Source organism: Symplocastrum torsivum, assembly GCF_059505465.1.
In genome coordinates this window covers 23,704-43,073 of sequence record NZ_JCACKQ010000095.1, presented here as the reverse complement: position 1 = coordinate 43,073, position 19,370 = coordinate 23,704, and the positions used below count along the sequence as shown (strand labels likewise).

The following is a 19,370-nucleotide window of genomic DNA, read 5'->3' as shown; positions in this document are numbered from 1 at the left end:
ATTAAACGTCATGAGGTTTCATAAAATTCAGCCACATTACCTTCCCAAATTAGGGGGGTAGATGGGTTTAAGTCAGTTGAATTCACGGATAAGTTACCCATGTGAAAAACAACGCGATCGCGTAATCCAATTTTCGCTTGATCGAGGGCTTCTTTAGCCTCATCGATTAACCTGTCAATTGATGATTCTGAGCTAGGAATTGCACTGGCTACCCCTAAGCTGATGGTTACTAAGTGACTAACTTGAGAACCAGAATTAGCGATCGCCAATGCCTTCACCTGAGAACGCATCGCTTCTGCCACCTGAACACCGCCTCTAGCTGGAGTATTTGGCAAAAGCACAGCAAATTCTTCACCGCTATAGCGAGCAACCAAATCCGCCGGACGTCTGACAACTTGGCGAATAGTACGAGCAATCTGCTTTAGGCACTCATCCCCAGCTTGAGTTCCATAGGTATTGTTGTAGGCTTTGAAAAAATCAATATCACTCAAAATTAGAGAGAGTGGTTTCCGTTCCCGTGCCGCTCGCTTCCATTCTCGATGAAGGTATTCATCAAAACAGCGACGGTTGGCAATCCCAGTCAACGTATCAACAGAGGTAAGACTCTCCAATTTCTGCTCTGCTCTCTTGAGTTGTTCCTTGAGCAGATTCTCCCGTTCCACCTGCTGTCGGAGTTCCTGCATTGCCCAGTTTGCCTGAATTAGGCGAGGGACTCTTTGGCGTAATACTGCCCAATGAATCGGTCGAGTAACATAATCAGCAGCGCCAACCTCAAAGGCTAGTTCAACGGAAGCTTGATCACCAAGATCAATAATCATTAAAATCGGAGGACAATGATCACCCAAAAGGGCTTGTAGCTTGGCACAGCAAGAAAAGCCATCTATATCGGGCATGGTGGTATCGAGTAGGACTAACTCTGGCTGTAGCTGTTGACAAGCGTTTAAACCTTGCTCCCCAGTTAAGGCTTCGGCAATCCGATATCCTTCTTTGTCAATTGCCTCACGCAGATCTACTCGCAGAGTCTTCGGATTACCGACAACGAGAATGAGGGGTAGGTTTTTCTGAAGGTCAGAATCAATCATCGTTGTCTCCGTGGATATTCTAAGTCCAGCGCTGCTTTTACGCGCTCATACTCAGCGTTGAGTTGGCTGATCAGTCGGGAGGCATCAAGAGTGCGATCGCTATACCCCATCACTTCTAGGGCTTGACATAGTTGAGCAAGGCGAACTGCTCCAAGAGAGACACTGATTGCTTTGAGGGAATGGGCGGACTTGTGTAGGGTACTTGCATCGCCTTGGGCAACTGCCTCACGCATCGCTTGTAGTTGTTGCAGTGATTCTTCTAGGTAACAATCTACTAACTGCGTCAGGAAGGCAGTATCTCCGCCTACCGTATCCTTTAAGGCTTGAAGCTTTTGGGTATCGAGTGCAGGTGGATGGATGAGGTGGTTATTCGTCTGTTGGGTAGCCTCTTCAGGCATAACCGTCACAGACATCGAAGCTACCTCTTGGATGGAAGCTTGATTTTTGAATTGCTCATAGGTGTTTAGAGCTTTGACAAGTGCCTCGATTTGGATTGGCTTGCTGATGTAGTCATTCATTCCAGCTCTCAAACAGGTTTCGCGATCGCCTCGCAGAGAATTGGCAGTCATCGCGATAATCCAAGGTCGGTCGAGAGGTGACCATTCCTGGCAGATTTGATGAGTTGCTTCCAACCCATCCATTTCCGGCATCTGTACGTCCATAAAGACGACATCATAAGCTTGGCGACGCAGCGCTTCTAGTACTTCTTTTCCATCATTAGCCACATCAGCGTGATAGCCTAACCTCTTTAACAGATGCAGCGCAACTTTTTGATTTACAGCAACATCCTCTGCCAACAAAATCTTTAATGGCAGCCGTTGAGCGAGTTGTGGGTCAAAGGAGGAGGACAAGGGTTGAGTGGGGTGAGAAGAGGGCTTTTGGCAACTAAAGCTCTGAGTGAATACCTCATCAAGCAGAGATAACTTAACAGGCTTACTTACAGAAGCAGCAAAATCCCCCTTTGTTCCGGATTCTTCTTGTGTAAGTCTGCTGATAGCATTCAGCCTTACCAAGGGAAGTCTTTGACGTTGGGGTAAGGGATGGGTTAGTGCTGCTAAATCTAAGCTACCTATAGTATCAGCATGATGTAAGCAAAGCACTTTGTAATATTCTACGGCGGCTTGGCTACGGCGAATGTCTTGTTTTAGCTTTTGGTTGTTCATTACCACTTATAGGGTAAGTTCCTGTTCTCTCTAGAATCAGATGAATTGCCAATGCTAGCATTTGAGCAATTACTAGCTTCCCCTACGAGTCAAGATAAGAGATTATCCATTAGAGATTTAAGGTTGAAGTTTCCCTTGCCCAAGCTTCAATAGCTATTTAAATAAAATTTAATAATTATTTATGCTCTACAACTGAAATAAGATACTACCTTTGTTCCAATTCCTTGACTCAAATGATTTCAAGTGTAGAAAACAAAAGTGAATATTTTGTGAATTTCCTACGATATTAAGTAGGAAGGCATAAATACAGAAATGGTATGAGTGGCAGTAATTTGCTCTTGAGTATCGCGATCGCATAGAGCAACAATTCTTGCTTGCTGCTTCGGCGCTAACTGATTGTAGACTTCCATAATCTCTACATAGGTGTAATCAATAATTAGAGCGTGCATCTCACCGACTGTCTGCACAGATAGCATTGCCGCTTTTAATTTTGCGATCGCTTCACTATCAGTCATCTCTTCCAAAATGTTCTCTGTCTACCAATATCTACAAAACCCGTACTAAATTTAAAGGCATTACAAGAAATTAATCAGCTTATCAACTTGCTAATAGACCGACTGGGAGTTAGATTCAGCCAACTGTGCTGTAACCTGACAAATTAAAGGTATCGTAATTATAAACGTTGTTCCAGTTCCCACTTCACTTTCCACTGCAATTTGTCCATTGTGGATGTCTACACATTTTTTGACAATCGCGAGTCCTAGTCCTGTTCCAGAGATAGTACCAACATTACTACTACGATGGAAAGCCTCGAACAATTGATCTTGATCTTTTAGGGGAATACCAATCCCTTGATCTCGAATACGGAAGATTGTAACATCCTGTTTGCATTCGAGTTCAAGCTGAACATTTCCCCCATGGGGAGAGTATTTGATTGCATTTGACAGCAAATTAGTCAGGAATTGCCGCAGCAGCTTTTCATCAAGGCAAGCTTTGATGCTTGAAGTCTGGCACAGGAAGCTGATGTTGTGCTGAGTGCTGGCAGTAAGCTGTAATTCTTCTACCAGTTGATAGCAAAATTCCACTAATTCTAGAGGTACTGGATTGAAGTCCAATTTCCCCGCCTCAGCTTTGCTAATGATCAACACATCATTAACTAGCTGTGTCAGATGGTGAACTGAGTTCTCAATCCGTTTGAAATGACGCTGCCTTTTCTCTTGGTCCCATTTATGACTGTAGTTTTCAAGTAATTCTGTAGAAGAGAGGATAGTTGCAAGAGGAGTGCGATACTCATGGGAAACCACTGAGATAATATTAGATTTGAGATCACTGAGTTCTTTTTCTTTCATCAAAGCGTTACGGAGTTCTTCTTCCAAACGCTGACGCTCAGTAATTTCACTTTGTAGGCAGCGATTTTTGTCCCTCAATTCTTCAGTTTGCTCTTCGACTCGGTGTTCTAGTTCTTCATTCAGTCGTTGCAACTGCTCTTCGCTCTGGCGCAGTTGCTTCAATGTATTTGATCGCTCGATCGCATAACCAATGGCACGGACTAACAAGTTACTATCAATTTTCCCTTTAACTAAATAGTCTTGTGCGCCCTGCCGTACAGCGTCTAGTGCTGTAACTCGATCATTAAGACCTGTCAGCACCACAATTGGCAGATCGGGTGCCGTTTCATGGGTTTGTACAACGGTCGCCAATCCTTGTTTGTCCGGTAGTGACAGATCTAATAAAATTACATCAAAGTGGTTTTCCCTCAAGGTTTGAAGCGCTTCTTTCAGCTTTTCAACATGCACGAGTGACCACTGAGTCTCGTCAGCTTCCTCAAGAAATTCGCTGAGTAAGTCAGCATCAGCAGGGTTATCTTCTACCAGAAGAATTTTGATAGTAGCACTGTCCATATCTCTTACTCCGAGGGCAGTTTAACTACGGCTAGCCAAAACATCTCAATCAGCTTCACGACAGAAATAAACTGCTCTAAGTCAATTGGTTTGGTAACGTAGCAGTTTGCATTCAGTTCGTAGGTTTTAAGAATATCTCGCTCAGCCGCTGAAGTGGTGAGAACCACAACCGGAATTAGTTTAAGCTGGGGGTCAACCTTGATTTCTGCAAGAACCTGACGACCATCCTTTTTCGGCAGGTTGAGGTCAAGCAAAATCAGATCCGGACGCGGTGCATCGCTATACTTTCCTTGCCGACGCAGAAAGGCGAGAGCTTCTACGCCATCTTCAACCCAGTGCAAGTTATTGAGTACCTTGCCATCACCGAGAGCTTCTACAGTTAAATCGGCATCACTGGGAGAGTCTTCTACAAGAAGAATCTCAACGGCTCTAATTGGAGTGTTAAAATTCATGGAGATTTATTGCCTTGATCGTAGGATAGTAAAGTAAAAGGCTGTGCCTACTCCTGACGTTGACTCTACCCAGATACGTCCTCCATGACGCTCCACAATCTTTTTACAAACTGCCAGACCAATACCCGTGCCGGGATACTCGCTCTTGCTATGTAGGCGCTGGAAAATCGTGAAGATACGCTCGAAGTATTCTGACTCAATGCCGATGCCGTTATCACGAACACAGAACACCCATTCGTGTTCCTGTTCCTTAGCCGAGACATACACATGGGGTAACTCCTCTCGGCGAAACTTCATACCATTGGCGATAAGATTCTGGAGCAACTGAATCAGTTGAATGTCATCCCCCATCACACTCGGTAACGGATCGTGAGTGACTGAAGCCTGATTCTCAGCGATCGCAACCTTTAGATTATCCAAAACCTGACTCAGCACCAACTCACAGTCCGTCAGCACCAAAGGTTTACCGTGCGTTCCCACACGAGAAAACGCAAGTAGGTCGTTGATCAACTGCTGCATCCGAGTCGCTCCCTCTGTGATATAGCCGAGGTACTTATCGGCTTTAGCATCAAGGTTACCCTGGTATTTACGGGTGATGAGTTGTGCATAGCTATTGACTGCTCGCAGTGGTTCTTGCAAATCATGGGAAGCCACGTAGGCAAACTGCTCTAATTCTTTATTAGAACGCAACAAATTGGTGTTGGCTTCTTCCAGTTCAGTGGTTCGTTCCTGTACTCTTGCTTCTAGCTCGTCATTGAGTTGTTTTAATGACGCTTCCGCTTGCTTGCGCTCAATAGTCTCTTGCTGGATTGCGCTGGACACCAGATAAAGGGAAAACAGGGTCAGAACGATGCCCAGTAAAAATATTAGCTGTCCTTTACGGATTGTTGATTCTCTAGTCGTTAACCAATTTTTTAATTGCTCATTTTCTTCCCCTTGCATTTGCTGGATCAGGTTTCTAATCTGATCCATGAGTTGTTGCCCGCGATTGCTTGAAACCAGTGACATAGCCGTGTCAACTTGCTGATTCTTCCTCAACTCAATTGTCAGTTGCAGTTCAGCCAATTTTTGGGCAATTAGACCTTTAAGAGTTGTCAACTGTTGCTGTTGCTTAGGGTCAGCGAGTATGGCCGTTTTTAGTTGTTCAATTTGCGGATCGATTGACTTTATCGCGAGGTGATAAGGCTTTAAGTAAGACTCTTGCCCTGTGAGCAAGTAACCTCGTTGCCCTGTTTCAGCATCCTTGACGCTTGAGAAGACAGCTTCTAGCTTCTGGAGAGTTAGCCGACTTTGAGCCACCCGTTCAGTTGTTTCTTTTTGCTTGATAAAGCTCCAGTAGGAGAGAATGTTGAGCGTTACCAAAATCACAGATGCGAGTCCTAGCAGGAGTCTAGTCTTGCTTTCAATCGCCAAGGTCTTTGATTTATAGCTCAAGGGTAGTGACTTGAGGCAAAAATTAAACTTCATGGCTTCCTTGCCTCTCCTGGGGGATAGAAAAATAAAAGGTTGTGCCTTCTCCTAGCGTTGATTCCACCCAAATTTGCCCCCCGTGACGTTCTACGATTTTTTTACAAACTGCCAGACCAATTCCGGTGCCGGGATATTCAGTACGCGAATGTAGACGTTGAAAGATCGTGAAGATGCGCTCAAAGAACTCACTCTCCATACCGATACCGTTATCGCGGACTTCAAAAACCCATTCCTTTTGCTTTTGCTCGGTCGAGATATGCACTCGTGGTGGCTTGTCTTGGCAAAACTTAATGCCATTGCCGATGAGATTTTGGAACAACTGGATCAGTTGAATTTCATCCCCTATCACAGTTGGCAGGGGGTCATGAGTGACTACGGCTTGACTTTCGGCGATCGCAACTTTTAAATCAGCCAAAACCTGGCTCAGTATCACCTCAGTGCTGACGATGAGACCGCTAATCTCGCCTACACCGTCTGTCCAAGGACGAAGCTCCCACTTGACCCATTGCTGTTCGCATGCTATGACATATAGGCGTTCTCGCCGCTGAGACGGTGCAATAGTCCACGCCAGCCAGCGATATGACTGATCTTTACAACGGTAGCGATTCTCGAAGTGAACGGCTGGGGTGCCAAGTTCTTGTCTTTCCAACTCAGCAAGGGTTGCCGTTTGGTCGTCAGGATGAACCAAACTAATGAACGGCGTTGCTAAGAGTTCCTCAGTTGTATAGCCCATTATTTTTTCAAATGCTGGGTTGACACGCTTGAAGTAGCCATCCCTTCCAGTGATACCAAGCAAATCTGGGGAGAGGTTGAATAAGCCCTCAAGCCCAAATTCGGCTGGCGGTTGCTCGTCAAGTTCTAATTGAGCTGTCTTGCGGCTAACTTGTTTGTGTTGCTCAGGATTGACTATCAAAATCCTTCACCAATGACGCTGTAGCATCCCGCTCTCAAGAGCGAGAAGTTGCTGTTTCATTGGTACCACTTATATAAAAGACATTGTGATGAGGAAACCACGGAATTATTAAAGGGATTGGGGAATTAGTATCCGTGAAATTACTGGGATATCGCAGTTAGCCTTGTCAAGGTGTTAGGTGGTAGGGTGAAAGGCAAGTTTTGGAGTTAGAATTTCCCAGAAGTCCCAATAGTTTCCAAGTCTTGACCGAGATTTTCCCCTAAAACTTATAGCAATCAGCAGTCAGCTTTCAGCGGTCAGCTTTGGATAAAATCGCCTCTAGCTAAGGAATGCTCTTCTCCCGTTAATGTCCTAACATTCGTGGCTACTGCTCTACTACCTAAAAACCTTGACAAAAGTACTGGATTACACCCCATTGCCCATTCGTTAACCACTGAGGGTCTTCATGGTTTAGTGCCTCTACTTGCTCTAACTGAAGACCAACAACAATTTCAGACTTAAGGGTGCGTAGAGTAACAAATGGAGCTGGGAAATAGCACACAATGTCGTGAAAGGAAGTTGTAAACGTCCATTGGCGATCGCCTAAACATCGACGATAATTAGCATCACCTTTGACAAAAATCAAGCAGGATTGGGCTAAATCGCGGTGCAACTCTTCAGGCATTTCCCAGAAGCTTAAAGGTGCTGTCCAAAAAGGATGTTCACAGCATTGCAAACGACCCTGAGCAATATGCTCTTGTAAGCGATGCGCTAGTGACTGAACCTCACTGTCACGATCAGCCGCTAGAACCTCTAAGGTATAGTGGACATCCTTAACCATCGCATCAGAGACAAAGAGTGGTTGAGCCTTCAAGTGCAGGTAAATTGTCCCTGCAGCCCCAGTATTTAGTAGGAAGTCTGCCAAACATAGGTCACAAAATAGTTCAAAACCAGCATTGTCAACAATAAAATCAAGGCGTACTCCATTAAAACTGGCAACTCGCTCAGCAAGTATTGCTGTATCGTCCACTAAAATATTTGCCTGTTCTCGATATGTCTCGATTTGGCTGCGTTCATGCTCTCCAGCATCAGTCGGAAAGAGGCTCAAGTCAATGCGGTTACCCCAGAGGGCAAAATAGAGTAGAGTAATCAACTCTGTTTGGTTCGATCCAGCCTCCCTATCCAACTTACTCTTGATAAACGTGTTGATTTGGGAACTCATATCTCGGATGGAGTGCATCACTTTCTCCAAGCTGCCGCGTTTTTGGGGTTCAAACGGATCGATGCCCTGCCACTCTCCCGGAAGAAAGTACTGAGTAGCTTCTAAGATGCGACGGTAAAGATATACTTCGGCAAAGTACCACGGAATATCAATCCAACGCCTTCCCTCAAAGGGTTCTAAATACGTTGCCCAGGCAGCTAAATCTTGTCCTTGGTCATCTTGAAGCGATCGCACAATTCCATAAGGTAACTCTTGAATTAGCCTTTCCAACTTCTGTGTAATAGTTAGAGGGAAGTTGTTTTCCTCTAGCACCCGTCGGACAATCGCTGGTAAACGCTGGGTAAGCGTCAAGTGGGCGAAAGAACCTTCCTCCGACATCCAGAGTGGTGGAGGAATTAGTAATCGCGGCTGCCGAACTTGAGATGCGAAAAAATTTTCCTGTTCCACCACGATTTCTAAATATGACTATCGAGTCTAGATTTTACTTCGATTAAGATTAAATAATAATTCCAATACTCAGAGGTGTTCCCTTGCCTCGATGCCTGGGAAACCTAAGAGTAGTGTCTTACGCGAGCAGGCTAGCCGCTCAAGAGTTTATGTTATGGAAAATACAACTGATCAGGATTTGTGTGCTGTCCGTAGTAACTTCTGCAACTTAGCTGAGCTGTTTTGTAATGCCATCTGTACAGGTCAGATAACGTATAGAGAGTGGTATGACTTGATGACAGCGCCGTTTAACGAGTCATTTAGCATTGATGATGAAGATTTAATTACTCGCCTGATTTATGCTGTGCGACAAGGACGAGTAAAGATAATTGAGTAATCTGCTTGTTTCTATAGCGAGTAAATTTGAGTGATCAAATATTAATTTCGTAGTTTTTGGTCTTTACTCTTCACCCTCTTCAAAATTTACTACCTCGTAAATTTCACTCAATTGGATTTGGAATTTAATCGAAGTTAGTTCTAGAACTGCCTCTTCAGATTCATGGTCAGTTAATAACCATTTCCCTTCAGGGGTTTTGGTATGTTGCATGACATGATGTCGATGCTGGTCAACTAAAATATATTCCTTAAACTCAGGTATCGACCGATAGTAAAGAAACTTATCTCCTTGGTCGTAGTTTTTAGTTGATTTGGATAATAGTTCAACAATCAACAAGGGATTCATTACAGTAGTTGTGCCTATTCCTGTATAGATGGGTTCTTCCTGGATTAGCATCACGTCGGGATAAGTGTACTGACGATAACGCGGTATCCACAACCGCACATCACCGATATAGATGTCGTAACCTTGCCCTCTCAGAGCAAACTTCAAGTTGGCATAAAAATTTCCAGCAATTTTATTGTGATTTGTTGTTCCGCCAGCCATTGGTACGATTTCCCCATCACGATATTCACTTTTATAGTCAGCCGCCTCTTCTAGTTCTAAATATTCTTCAGGACTGTAATGGCGTGGTTTTGTTTGTACTTGCATATTAATCTCTTGAATTTATTCAATAAACCGTATTGCGATCGCATTTTCTCTACACAATGCCTTAGTGTTAGTAAGGAGTGTCGGCATTAGCCTAGCAGCGAGTTAGGGGAATGGCTTCACACTAAATCTACTAACTTTTTCTCTTATGCCAATAGTTCCTTAACTGCCACACTAAAACCTTGTAGAACAGTTTGAGTGCTAACCACATCACCGGGATTAAATACTAACCAGCGTTGTTGAGTGTTAATCAAGACTAACTGGCTTTCAGGGAACAACAGCCAGACTTCTTGACAACCGGATTGTAAATATTCTCTAGCTTTAGCAAACAATTATTCAGCACTGTCTTCCGGGGATGCTACTTCTGCAACGAGTAGAAAACTCTGAGGCAGTACGGTAAAATCGCCGAATTGCGCGACGAGTTCTGGTGTGAGGTAGGAAACATCGGGACGACGCGATCGCCCAACAGTACGACAAGCTGCTTCGGTGTAAACGTCTCCCCTTTGACTGCTGTCATCTTTGTAATTTCCCCAATATCGAGCAAGTCTAGCTTGAACCCGACTGTGCTTTGCTGTCATTCCTGGTTTCTCGATCAGTTGTCCATCCACCCACTCCGTATTATCAGGTGGATGAAGCATATAGTCTTCCAGCGATAGGATTTCTGATGGATCTGAAACAATAGAAGTTACCATTGCCACTTATTCTCCCTTGCAGCACTTACTTCCATTATCGGGACATCAGGAATTTTCTGAAGGTAGGAAATCGCCCTTTATTCCATTGTTAGCTCTCAACTGCCCCCAGCGTTTTCAACATAGCTACTTGAGCTTGAGTTAATCCTGTAATTCCTGTAATATTCATACCTTCATAAGGGCGATCGGCTCTTAGAGTTTTTAAGCATTCACCTGTTTTGACATTCCAAATCTTAACGGTCTCATCTTGACTTCCACTTACTAAAGTTTGACCATCGGAACTAAAAGCAACTGCCCAGACTTTATCTGTATGTCCTTGCAGAGTTTTCAGGCATTGCCCCGTGCTGACTTGCCACAAACCGACCCTTGAGTCATCACTTCCACCCGCTAATATTTGACCATCAGGACTGATTACAGGGGACTCTCCCCAACTGGTTTGTCTTTGCAGAGTTTTTAGGCATTGCCCAGTGCTGACTTCCCATAACCTCACTGTTTGGTCATTACTGCTACTAGCAAGGGTTTGACCATCCGGACTGAAGGCAACACACTCTACCCAATCGTTATGACCTTGTAGAGCGTTCAAGCATTGCCCTGTACTAACCTCCCACAGCCGCACCGTTCCGTCACGACTACCACTAGCAAGTAGTTGACTATCACGACTAAAGGCAACACAGCGCACCTCACTGTGATGACCTTGCAAAACCCGCAGACATTGCCCTGTGCTAACCTCCCACAGCTTCACTGTTTGGTCACCACTGCCACTAGCCAACGTTTTTCCGTCAGGACTGAAGGCAACGCACTGTACCCACCAACTGCCATGACCTTGCAAAACATGGAGACAATGACCCGTAGTGACTTCCCACAACCGCACTGTATTATCACCACTGCTAGCTAGGGTTTGACTATTCGGACTAAAGGCAACGGAAGTTACCGCCTTGCTATGACCCTGTAGAGTTTTCCAGCATTGCCCAGTGTTAGCCTCCCACAGCCGCACTGCTTTGTCACCACTGCCACTAGCAAGCCATTGGCTATCACAGCTAAAGGCAACCGACCCGATGTTATTCGCGTGACCCTGCAAAATACGGAGACCTTGCCCAGTGTTGATCTCCCACAGCCTTACTGTTTGGTCATCACTGCCACTAGCCAAAGTTTGACCATTGGGACTGAATGCCACCGACCGCACCCTATCAGTATGACCCTGCAAAATACGGAGACACTGCCCAGTGCTGACCTCCCACAGCTTCACTGTTTGGTCATAATTGCCACTGGCTAAGATTCGACCGTCGGGACTAAAGGCAATTGTCCTTGTGCCATTAGTATCTTCCTGTAGAGTTTTCAAACAATGACCCGTGCTAACTTCCCACAGCTTCACTGTTTGATCAGCACTACCACTAGCCAAAGTTTGACCATTGGGACTGAATGCCACCGACCGCACCCTATCAGTATGACCCTGCAAAATACGGAGACACTGCCCAGTGCTGACCTCCCACAGCCTCACAGTTAGGTCATTACTGCCACTAGCTAGGGTTTGACCATCAGGACTGAAAGCAACTGACCATACCCTATCAGTATGACCCTGCAAAATACGGAGACACTGCCCAGTGCTGACCTCCCACAGCCTCACAGTTAGGTCACTACTGCCACTAGCTAGGGTTTGACCATCGGGACTGAAAGCCACCGACGATACCCAACCGGTATGCCCTGGCAAAATTCGCACACACTGTCCAGTGATAACCTCCCACAGCTTCACCGTTGAGTCACTACTGCCAGTAACGGCAAGCAGCTTACCATCTGAACTAAAAGCAATTGATGCTACCCAATTGGTATGTCCCTGAAAACTTATCAGTTGCTGACCATCCACAACTTGCCAAATGCGAACTTGACCAACTACATCACCTGTGGCTAAAAGTTTTCCATCTGGGCTAAATGCTACTGATACAATTCTGTCGAAGGCTTGAGTAAAAACCGATTTGGCTAAGTCTGAGTAAGCAAAATTCACACGTTGCAAAGTCATACCTTGTAGGTAAGCTTGCCAAACTTTCAAGTTAGAAAAGTCATAGCCACTTAAATCTGTTTGGAGATAGCAAAGCAGATTGAGAATATTTCCAGCTGCGTACCCTGGTTGACGAGAAGATTGCTCTCGTAATATTGAAAGCATTTGTTGTAGGGACGCACAATCGTGCCTCTCTACCGTAGACTTATCCGCAATGGGTTTAAGAATCAGGCGAACTTGACTTTCTCTGATGTAATCTTTCGCTGTCGCTTTTATTAGAGCATAGCGATTAACAACTTCAACTTTTCCTATTTTAATCTCATCACAGATCTGTTCAATCAATCGGTCAGTTAGATACTCCATCACCACAGGTTGCAGTGTGAAGAGGGTGCCACTTTTCTCGATTAAAGAGCGCCTTACCAAGGATTGCACTGCATCAATCAACTTTGGCGGTGATTTCAGCGATACAATATCCTCCCGCAATTCTAAAACTGAGACGGGTTCTCGATTAATCGCCAACCAGTACATCACTTCTTGCTCTAAATCTGACAAACGATTCAATTGCTGGTCTAATAAATCACGAACTCGACCAAATATTACTGAGCCATTGGCTAAAAAATTTTGAATATTGCCATCAAATACTTCTTTAATTGTTGTCGCAATAATCTTTAATGCTAGAGGATTGCCTTTATAGAAGTCGATTAACTTTTTTTGTTCATCATCTGAGCCAGAAAGACCTTTAGCTTGAAAAATCTCTTCCCCTTCAACCGCTTTCAATCCTGGCATTTGGTAAGAACGGACAGTATGGGTTTCTCCTTCCGAAGTGGCAATTTCTCCAGGTTTCTCTCGACTTGTTAATATTAAGCAGCTTTGATGGTTTGTTTCTCCAATGCGTTGAATTAGTTTGCCATACTGCTCACAACCTTCTCGATATTGTCCAGCATCATTATCTCCTTGCAAAATTGACTCAGCATTATCAAGAATTAAGAGACAACGTGATGAACGGAGATAATCAATTAGTCGTGAAATTCTTGCTCCAGTGTCTTCTGGTAAATTAGTTTCCTGCTGGTTAGACAGAAATTTGATAATATCTGCCAGGATATCTTGTATGAGTGGAGCATTCGTCAGGCTGCGCCAGATAACATAATCGAAATTGTCCTGAATTTTTTGTGCCAGTTTGATAGATAGGGACGTTTTGCCAATGCCTCCCATTCCTAATAAGGCGACTAATCGGCAGCGATCGCATATAACCCACTGCTCTAATGTATTGAGTTCTTCAGTACGCCCGTAGAAGACAGATACCTCAACCGCTTCTCCCCAATCTTGACGGCACTTTGCAGCTACTGAAGTCTGTAACTCAGGTGGCATGACTTGCAGATTGCCAGGAAAAGAGGGTATTTCTAGATTTGGCTGAGTTGGACGTGATGGTACTACTAGTTCAATCTTTGAGAGCTTCTCGCGTCGCTTTTCTACATAATCTAGGACTTGTACTGAGCCTGCAATAATGCCGATTATGCCGCCAACAACGGTAAGAAATGCGATCGCGTCCATGTTCTAACTTCAGGGACTAGAGGATTAGACAGCATCCTAGCACTTCCTAAATCTAGCGACAGTAACCTTTTTCAAGACTTATTTTGTGAATCTGTAGGGGTTCTTCACCCCGTCAGTTGCGCCTCTCCTTGTCGCATTATTTTAAGTAATTCATATTACTGGGACGAATTCCTAACAATCTCAAAGCTAAAAAACTAAAAAGCTAATTCAATAAAAATCGGTTATTCCTCAAATCGCTCTACTCTGAGCAAAAATCCTGGTAAGACAGATTCGCCAGAGAGTTCTGTTGGCAGTAGGCAAGTTTCTTTGGGTTGTCCTTGCCGATAAATTTCTACCTGCTGTTCCTGCGGGTTAAACATCCAACCTAACCTGACACCGCTATTCAAATACTCCTGCATCTTTGCTTGCAGCATTGCCAGATCATCTGTGCGCGATCGCAGTTCCATCACAAAATCAGGCGCAATGGGGGGAAACTTCTGGCGTTGTTCTGGGGTTAGTGCTATCCAGCGTGACAACTCTACCCAGGCAGCATCCGGAGAGCGATTGCCCCCACCCGGCAGCTTAAACAGTGTCGATGAACTAAATACTTTACCTAGCTTGGATTGGCGGTTCCAGATTGTTAAATCTGTTCCTAACTCTATTTCACTACTACCGCTTTCTCCACCAACGGGCGGCATAATAATCAATGCTCCCTGTGGATTGCGTTCCAAAGAAATCTCTGGATTGTTGATACAGATTTGATAGAACTGCTCATCAGTCAAATTAACCTGATGTAGATTAAACACCAGCGGCAAAGTCAGCGAAGTCATATAGCAATCCTATTACCATTAGGACTGAACGTAACGGCACCTAAACGCTCAAATGCCTCATTATAAATGCAGTGAACGAGGTCAGATTGATACTCTTACTCCATAAAAGTCGTGGGCAAAGAGCGAAGGCATTCCTTCTGCCTTCTGCCCTTTGCCTTTTTTGGTCAGTAGAGTTGACACGCTCTAATATCGCGCCTTGCAAGTAAGCTTGCTTTCATTGCGTAGTGAGTAACCCTACAACACGCCCTTAGAACTAGGGATCATACTAGCGCGACGGGGATCGATTTCCACTGCCATCCGGACTGCCCGTGCAAAGGCTTTGAACGTTGCTTCAATGATGTGGTGCGAGTTGATTCCATCAAGTTGGCGGATGTGCAGCGTCATCTGGCTATGATTCACCAACGCCACAAAGAACTCTCGCACAAGTTGCGTGTCGTATGTACCAACACGCTGCGTCGGAATTTCTAAGCCATAGCTTAGGTGAGGACGTCCGGAGAAGTCGAGGGTTACCTGTACTAAAGCTTCATCCAGAGGTGCAAAGAAATGACCAAAGCGGACGATTCCTTTGCGATCGCCTAATGCTTTCCCCAAAGCCATCCCCAATGTGATCCCTACATCTTCATTGGTATGGTGATCATCAATTTCCAAGTCTCCCTTCGCCTGCACGTCTAAATCAATTAGCCCATGAGATGAAATCTGATGCAGCATATGGTCTAAAAATGGGATGCCAGTGGCGGCGGTGCAACTACCCACACCATCTAAATTTAGAGACACTTGCACATCCGTTTCGCCAGTGGTGCGGCTGACTGTCGCCGTCCGCGTGGGGAACCGAGTATCGTGGTTCTGGGTGTTAGAAATAGTCCGATCCAAAGGAATCCCGTTACGGTTATCGCTTATCTGCATAGAATCTGCTTAATCAATTAAGAGCGAATAAATTGTGAGAAATGCTACCAAGTTTGAAGGGCAGCCGCTTACCTTTTGCCTTTCCCTACATCCCCATTATTTCGTAACCAGCATCCACATATAAAACCTGACCTGTAATACCGCTTGCTAAATCACTACATAAAAATGCAGCAGCATTGCCGACTTCTAGCTGGGTAACAGTACGCCGCAGTGGGGCAACTTCTTCCACATGATGAATCATATCCAGGATGCCGCCAACGGCTGAGGATGCCAAAGTCCGAATTGGGCCTGCTGAGATCGCGTTTACTCGAATGTTATTGGGTCCCAATTCAGAAGCAAGGTAACGGACACTCATTTCTAGCCCCGCCTTGGCAATTCCCATCACGTTGTAATTAGGAATTACCTTCACACCTCCCAAATAAGTCAGGGTGACAATACTGCCGCCTTCAGTCATCAAGGGTTTCGCTGCACCAGCTAGTTGCGTCAGCGAGTAGGTACTGATTTCCATGGCTTGGGTAAAGCCTGCCCTTGAGGTTTTGCTAAAATCTCCTGTTAAATCGTCTTTACTGGCGAAGGCAAGACAGTGAATTAGGATGTCCAGTTTGCCCCAGTTACTCGCGATCGCCTTGAACGTCTCTTCAATTTGGGCATCGTCTTGGACATTGCAAGGTAAGAAAATACTGGGTTCGAGAGGTTCTACCAGTTCTTTGACTTTTTTCTCAAAGCGACCCTTGTCATCCGGTAAATAAGTAATACCAAGATTTGCTCCCGCCTTGTGTAGCTGCTGGGCAATTCCCCAAGCAATTGAGCGGTTATTTGCGATCCCGGTAACAAGTGCGTTTTTTCCAGTTAAATTAAGCATAATATTCTATCTTAAAGGCAGTTGGATGGTTACTTGAAGGGTAATTTTCAAGGGTGATAGTCGCATTTGCGCTTGCTCTACCTGGTATGATCGCCGTCTAGCTAGACAAAGGTCTAACCAACCGGGAAATCATGTAATACATCCTGACCCTCAAAAGGTCGGTTTTTACTTGCAGGGTTAAGTTTTTACTGACACCAAAACAAATTATGTATCAATTTGTACAAAAAACAATCAAGGAGTCAGATTAAGTATTCTTGGATACATTCAGGAATTTTTGAGAGCCAGGTTATAAGTCTCAAGCTTTACCGGAATTGATTTAACACATTAAGTTGCCAGGGGGTTGGCAAGCGAGCAAAAGATATGGTCGTAACGCAGGATAGACCGCTAGCAAATGTGTTCCGTCAGATGGGTGGTGGAGCATTTCCACCAGTTGTCGAAACCTTTGAGCGGGGCAAGACAATTTTCTTCCCCGGAGACCCAGCGGAACGAGTCTACTTTTTAATGAAGGGGGCTGTAAAGCTCTCTAGAGTTTATGAGGCAGGGGAAGAAATCACCGTAGCCCTGTTACGAGAGAATAGTGTTTTTGGTGTCCTGTCGCTGATTACGGGTCACCGTTCTGATCGGTTTTACCACGCCGTTGCCTTTACACCCGTAGAACTGCTTTCTGCTCCAATTGACCAGGTAGAGCAATCGCTCAAGGACAACTCAGATCTGTCAATGTTGATGCTTCGAGGATTATCGTCTCGGATTTTACAAACCGAAATGATGATTGAGACGCTAGCTCACCGGGATATGGGTTCTCGATTAGTCAGCTTTTTGTTGATTCTGTGTCGTGACTTTGGGGTACCAACAGCTGAGGGGATCACAATTGATCTGAAGCTTTCCCATCAAGCGATCGCAGAAGCCATTGGCTCAACTCGTGTCACAGTTACTCGTTTACTGGGAGACCTTCGCTCAGAAAAAATGATTTCCATTCACAAGAAAAAAATTACTGTTCACAATCCAGTGGCTTTGAGTCAGCAGTTTACGTGAACAAAATCTTAAAGAGCCGGTTCACTGACTAAACTAGTTCAAGAAGGCAGAAGGAAGGGGGCAGAAGGCAAAAGGTCGAAAGGCTTATACGTCTCAGTTTTGGCTCTGTTGTTAACTGGTCACTTATTTGAGCCATGCTGCACTAGGAATAAAGACTTAGGTCTTTATCCTGCGTTGTCCACAATACCAGACGAGTTGAGAGTTGGCTGTAAACGCTAATTGACAGACGACACGGCTTTTTTCACAAAAGAAGACATAACGCCCCACAAGCATAAGATAGGCTGTATCTGGACAGATTAAGCGGAAGCGATGACCAGCGGCTACATCCTGATCGTGGCAATTTTAGTATTAGGGGGCGTGATCGCAACCTTGGGCGATCGCATTGGTACGCGAGTTGGTAAGGCGCGGCTAAGTTTATTCAATCTACGTCCTCGCAAAACGGCTACTGTTGTTACCATCATCACTGGCAGCCTGATTTCTGCCTCAACGCTGGGGATCTTATTTGCGACAAGCGACTCACTCCGCAAAGGGATTTTTGAACTTGACAATATTCAAAAAAGACTGAGAATCGCTAGGGGTGAAATTGACATAATTAATGCTCAGAAAAGCCAGGTTGAAAGCGAGTTAGTTAAAACTAGAACCCAGCAAGCTGAGGTTCAGCAGCGCCTTGATGTCACTAATCGAAATTTCCAGCAAGCCCGGACACAACTGAAGAATGTTTCTCAACAAGCTGCCACTCTGCGTTCAGAAATTAAATCTCTCCTTGCAGAACGCCAGCAACTACTCCAGCAGAAGAATCAACTGACTCAGCAAATTACTCAACTAAATCAGCAAATTACTCAACTCAAGGAGCAAACGACTCAACTACAGACCCAAGTTACTCAATTAAAAGCACAAGTAGCACAACGTGACGAAGAACTAGTCAGGCGAGGCAGAACCATTAATGAACGTAATCAGGAACTTGCCAAACAAGACCAAGCCATTGCCGAACTAGATGAGCGAATTGCCCTGCGCGATCAGGTTATCGCTCAGCGTGAAGCTCGCTTTAAAGAACTAGAACAACAACTTAAAGACGCAATTACTCAGCGTGAAACTCGCCTCCAGGAATTGGCAGAACAAGTCACACAACGAGAATTTCAAATTGCCGAACGAGATAAACAACTTCAAGAAGGAGAAAAGCAACTCGCTTATTTAGAACGGGAAGTGCGAGTTCTAGAACAGTACTACCAAAACTATCGAGCCTTGCGTCAGGGCAATCTCGCGCTGGTTCGAGGTCAAGTGTTGGCATCTGGAGTTGTACGCATTCTCGAACCCTCAGCGGCTCATCAAGCGGTCGATCAACTTTTGCGAGAAGCAAATCGGACAGCAGTTGACACTACTCGCTCTGGTAACACTAATGCCAATCAACCATTAGTACAAATCACCCAAACACAAGTTGAGCAATTAATCAACCAAATTAAAGATGGTAAAGACTATGTGGTGCGAATTCTCTCTGCGGGTAACTACGTTGAAGGAGAAAAGCAGATACAAGTCTTTGCCGATGCCGCACTCAATCAAACTGTCTTTAAATCTGGGGATGTTTTGGCGGCAGTCTCTGCCGATCCCTCAAAGATGACCAATGAGGAAATCCGACAGCGACTTGACCAGTTGCTGGCAGCCGCCGAGTTCCGTGCGCGTCGTGCTGGTGTTTTGGGTGATATCCAAGTCGGAGATGGTCGCCTGATCACGATTATTCGCTTCGTTGAGCAGCTAAATCAGTATGGGCAACCGCTAGATGTGAAAGCAGTTGCTCAAGAATCTACCTCCACCTCTGGACCCTTGAGAATGCAACTTGTAGCAACTCAAAATGGACAGGTTATTTTTAGAACTTGAATAGTT

Annotated in this window: 18 protein-coding genes; 3 read left to right on the top strand and 15 right to left on the bottom strand. The window is 45.0% G+C overall.

The window, feature by feature from the left end; translation table 11 throughout:
* Positions 1 to 8 precede the first annotated feature (8 nt).
* The 8 genes from AC5JL3_RS23480 to AC5JL3_RS23445 form a co-directional block, all read right to left on the bottom strand.
* On the bottom strand, positions 9 to 1,082 hold the full coding sequence (locus AC5JL3_RS23480) for a GGDEF domain-containing response regulator (RefSeq protein ID WP_192221213.1): 1,074 nt from the start codon (positions 1,080 to 1,082) through the stop codon (positions 9 to 11).
* Positions 1,079 to 2,245, bottom strand: coding sequence for a response regulator (locus tag AC5JL3_RS23475; protein WP_496076779.1), 1,167 nt, complete (start codon positions 2,243 to 2,245; stop codon positions 1,079 to 1,081). The genes AC5JL3_RS23480 and AC5JL3_RS23475 overlap by 4 nt, the downstream gene beginning before the upstream one ends.
* 278 nt (positions 2,246 to 2,523) lie before the next feature.
* Positions 2,524 to 2,760: a hypothetical protein gene (locus AC5JL3_RS23470; protein WP_192221215.1), complete on the bottom strand. Its 237-nt coding sequence runs from the start codon at positions 2,758 to 2,760 to the stop codon at positions 2,524 to 2,526.
* 90 nt (positions 2,761 to 2,850) lie between these two features.
* A complete protein-coding gene (locus AC5JL3_RS23465) occupies positions 2,851 to 4,146 on the bottom strand; it encodes a sensor histidine kinase (protein ID WP_496076778.1) in 1,296 nt (431 codons plus the stop codon).
* Positions 4,147 to 4,151: 5 nt separating this feature from the next.
* Positions 4,152 to 4,598, bottom strand: coding sequence for a response regulator (locus AC5JL3_RS23460; RefSeq protein ID WP_496076777.1), 447 nt, complete (start codon positions 4,596 to 4,598; stop codon positions 4,152 to 4,154).
* Between the two features lie 6 nt (positions 4,599 to 4,604).
* On the bottom strand, positions 4,605 to 6,065 hold the full coding sequence (locus AC5JL3_RS23455) for a sensor histidine kinase (RefSeq protein WP_496076776.1): 1,461 nt from the start codon (positions 6,063 to 6,065) through the stop codon (positions 4,605 to 4,607).
* Complete coding sequence (locus AC5JL3_RS23450) at positions 6,055 to 6,981, bottom strand: ATP-binding protein (protein ID WP_496076775.1); 927 nt, start codon at positions 6,979 to 6,981, stop codon at positions 6,055 to 6,057. The genes AC5JL3_RS23455 and AC5JL3_RS23450 overlap by 11 nt, the downstream gene beginning before the upstream one ends.
* A gap of 379 nt (positions 6,982 to 7,360) precedes the next feature.
* Complete coding sequence (locus tag AC5JL3_RS23445; protein ID WP_496076774.1) at positions 7,361 to 8,629, bottom strand: damage-control phosphatase ARMT1 family protein; 1,269 nt, start codon at positions 8,627 to 8,629, stop codon at positions 7,361 to 7,363.
* Between the two features lie 154 nt (positions 8,630 to 8,783).
* Between AC5JL3_RS23445 and AC5JL3_RS23440 the strand changes: the two genes are divergently transcribed.
* Positions 8,784 to 9,005: a hypothetical protein gene (locus tag AC5JL3_RS23440; RefSeq protein ID WP_496076773.1), complete on the top strand. Its 222-nt coding sequence runs from the start codon at positions 8,784 to 8,786 to the stop codon at positions 9,003 to 9,005.
* Between the two features lie 63 nt (positions 9,006 to 9,068).
* Here AC5JL3_RS23440 and AC5JL3_RS23435 read toward each other — a convergent pair whose 3' ends face one another.
* The 7 genes from AC5JL3_RS23435 to fabI all read right to left on the bottom strand — a co-directional run bounded on the left by AC5JL3_RS23435 (position 9,069) and on the right by fabI (position 16,460).
* Positions 9,069 to 9,656, bottom strand: coding sequence for a Uma2 family endonuclease (locus tag AC5JL3_RS23435; RefSeq protein WP_496076772.1), 588 nt, complete (start codon positions 9,654 to 9,656; stop codon positions 9,069 to 9,071).
* A gap of 143 nt (positions 9,657 to 9,799) precedes the next feature.
* Complete coding sequence (locus AC5JL3_RS23430) at positions 9,800 to 9,985, bottom strand: hypothetical protein (RefSeq protein ID WP_496076771.1); 186 nt, start codon at positions 9,983 to 9,985, stop codon at positions 9,800 to 9,802.
* Positions 9,986 to 10,345 (bottom strand): Uma2 family endonuclease, encoded by a 360-nt coding sequence (locus AC5JL3_RS23425; RefSeq protein WP_496076770.1) that lies wholly within the window; start codon positions 10,343 to 10,345, stop codon positions 9,986 to 9,988.
* An 88-nt stretch (positions 10,346 to 10,433) separates the two neighbouring features.
* Entirely contained in the window at positions 10,434 to 13,886 is a 3,453-nt protein-coding gene (locus AC5JL3_RS23420; protein ID WP_496076769.1) for a WD40 domain-containing protein, read from the bottom strand.
* A 221-nt stretch (positions 13,887 to 14,107) separates the two neighbouring features.
* Positions 14,108 to 14,695, bottom strand: a complete 588-nt coding sequence (locus AC5JL3_RS23415; protein ID WP_496076768.1) for a Uma2 family endonuclease — start codon at positions 14,693 to 14,695, stop codon at positions 14,108 to 14,110.
* A gap of 234 nt (positions 14,696 to 14,929) precedes the next feature.
* Positions 14,930 to 15,598, bottom strand: coding sequence for an imidazoleglycerol-phosphate dehydratase HisB (hisB, locus tag AC5JL3_RS23410; protein ID WP_496076767.1), 669 nt, complete (start codon positions 15,596 to 15,598; stop codon positions 14,930 to 14,932).
* Between the two features lie 85 nt (positions 15,599 to 15,683).
* Positions 15,684 to 16,460 (bottom strand): enoyl-ACP reductase FabI, encoded by a 777-nt coding sequence (gene fabI, locus AC5JL3_RS23405; RefSeq protein ID WP_496076766.1) that lies wholly within the window; start codon positions 16,458 to 16,460, stop codon positions 15,684 to 15,686.
* A 360-nt stretch (positions 16,461 to 16,820) separates the two neighbouring features.
* Between fabI and ntcA the strand changes: the two genes are divergently transcribed.
* The gene (gene ntcA, locus AC5JL3_RS23400) at positions 16,821 to 17,492 is read left to right on the top strand and encodes a global nitrogen regulator NtcA (protein WP_496076765.1); all 672 of its coding nucleotides are present in this window, start codon (positions 16,821 to 16,823) and stop codon (positions 17,490 to 17,492) included.
* A 309-nt stretch (positions 17,493 to 17,801) separates the two neighbouring features.
* Positions 17,802 to 19,364 carry a DUF3084 domain-containing protein gene (locus tag AC5JL3_RS23395; RefSeq protein ID WP_496076764.1) on the top strand — a complete coding sequence of 521 codons (1,563 nt, stop codon included), beginning with the start codon at positions 17,802 to 17,804 and terminating at the stop codon, positions 19,362 to 19,364.
* Positions 19,365 to 19,370 lie beyond the last annotated feature (6 nt).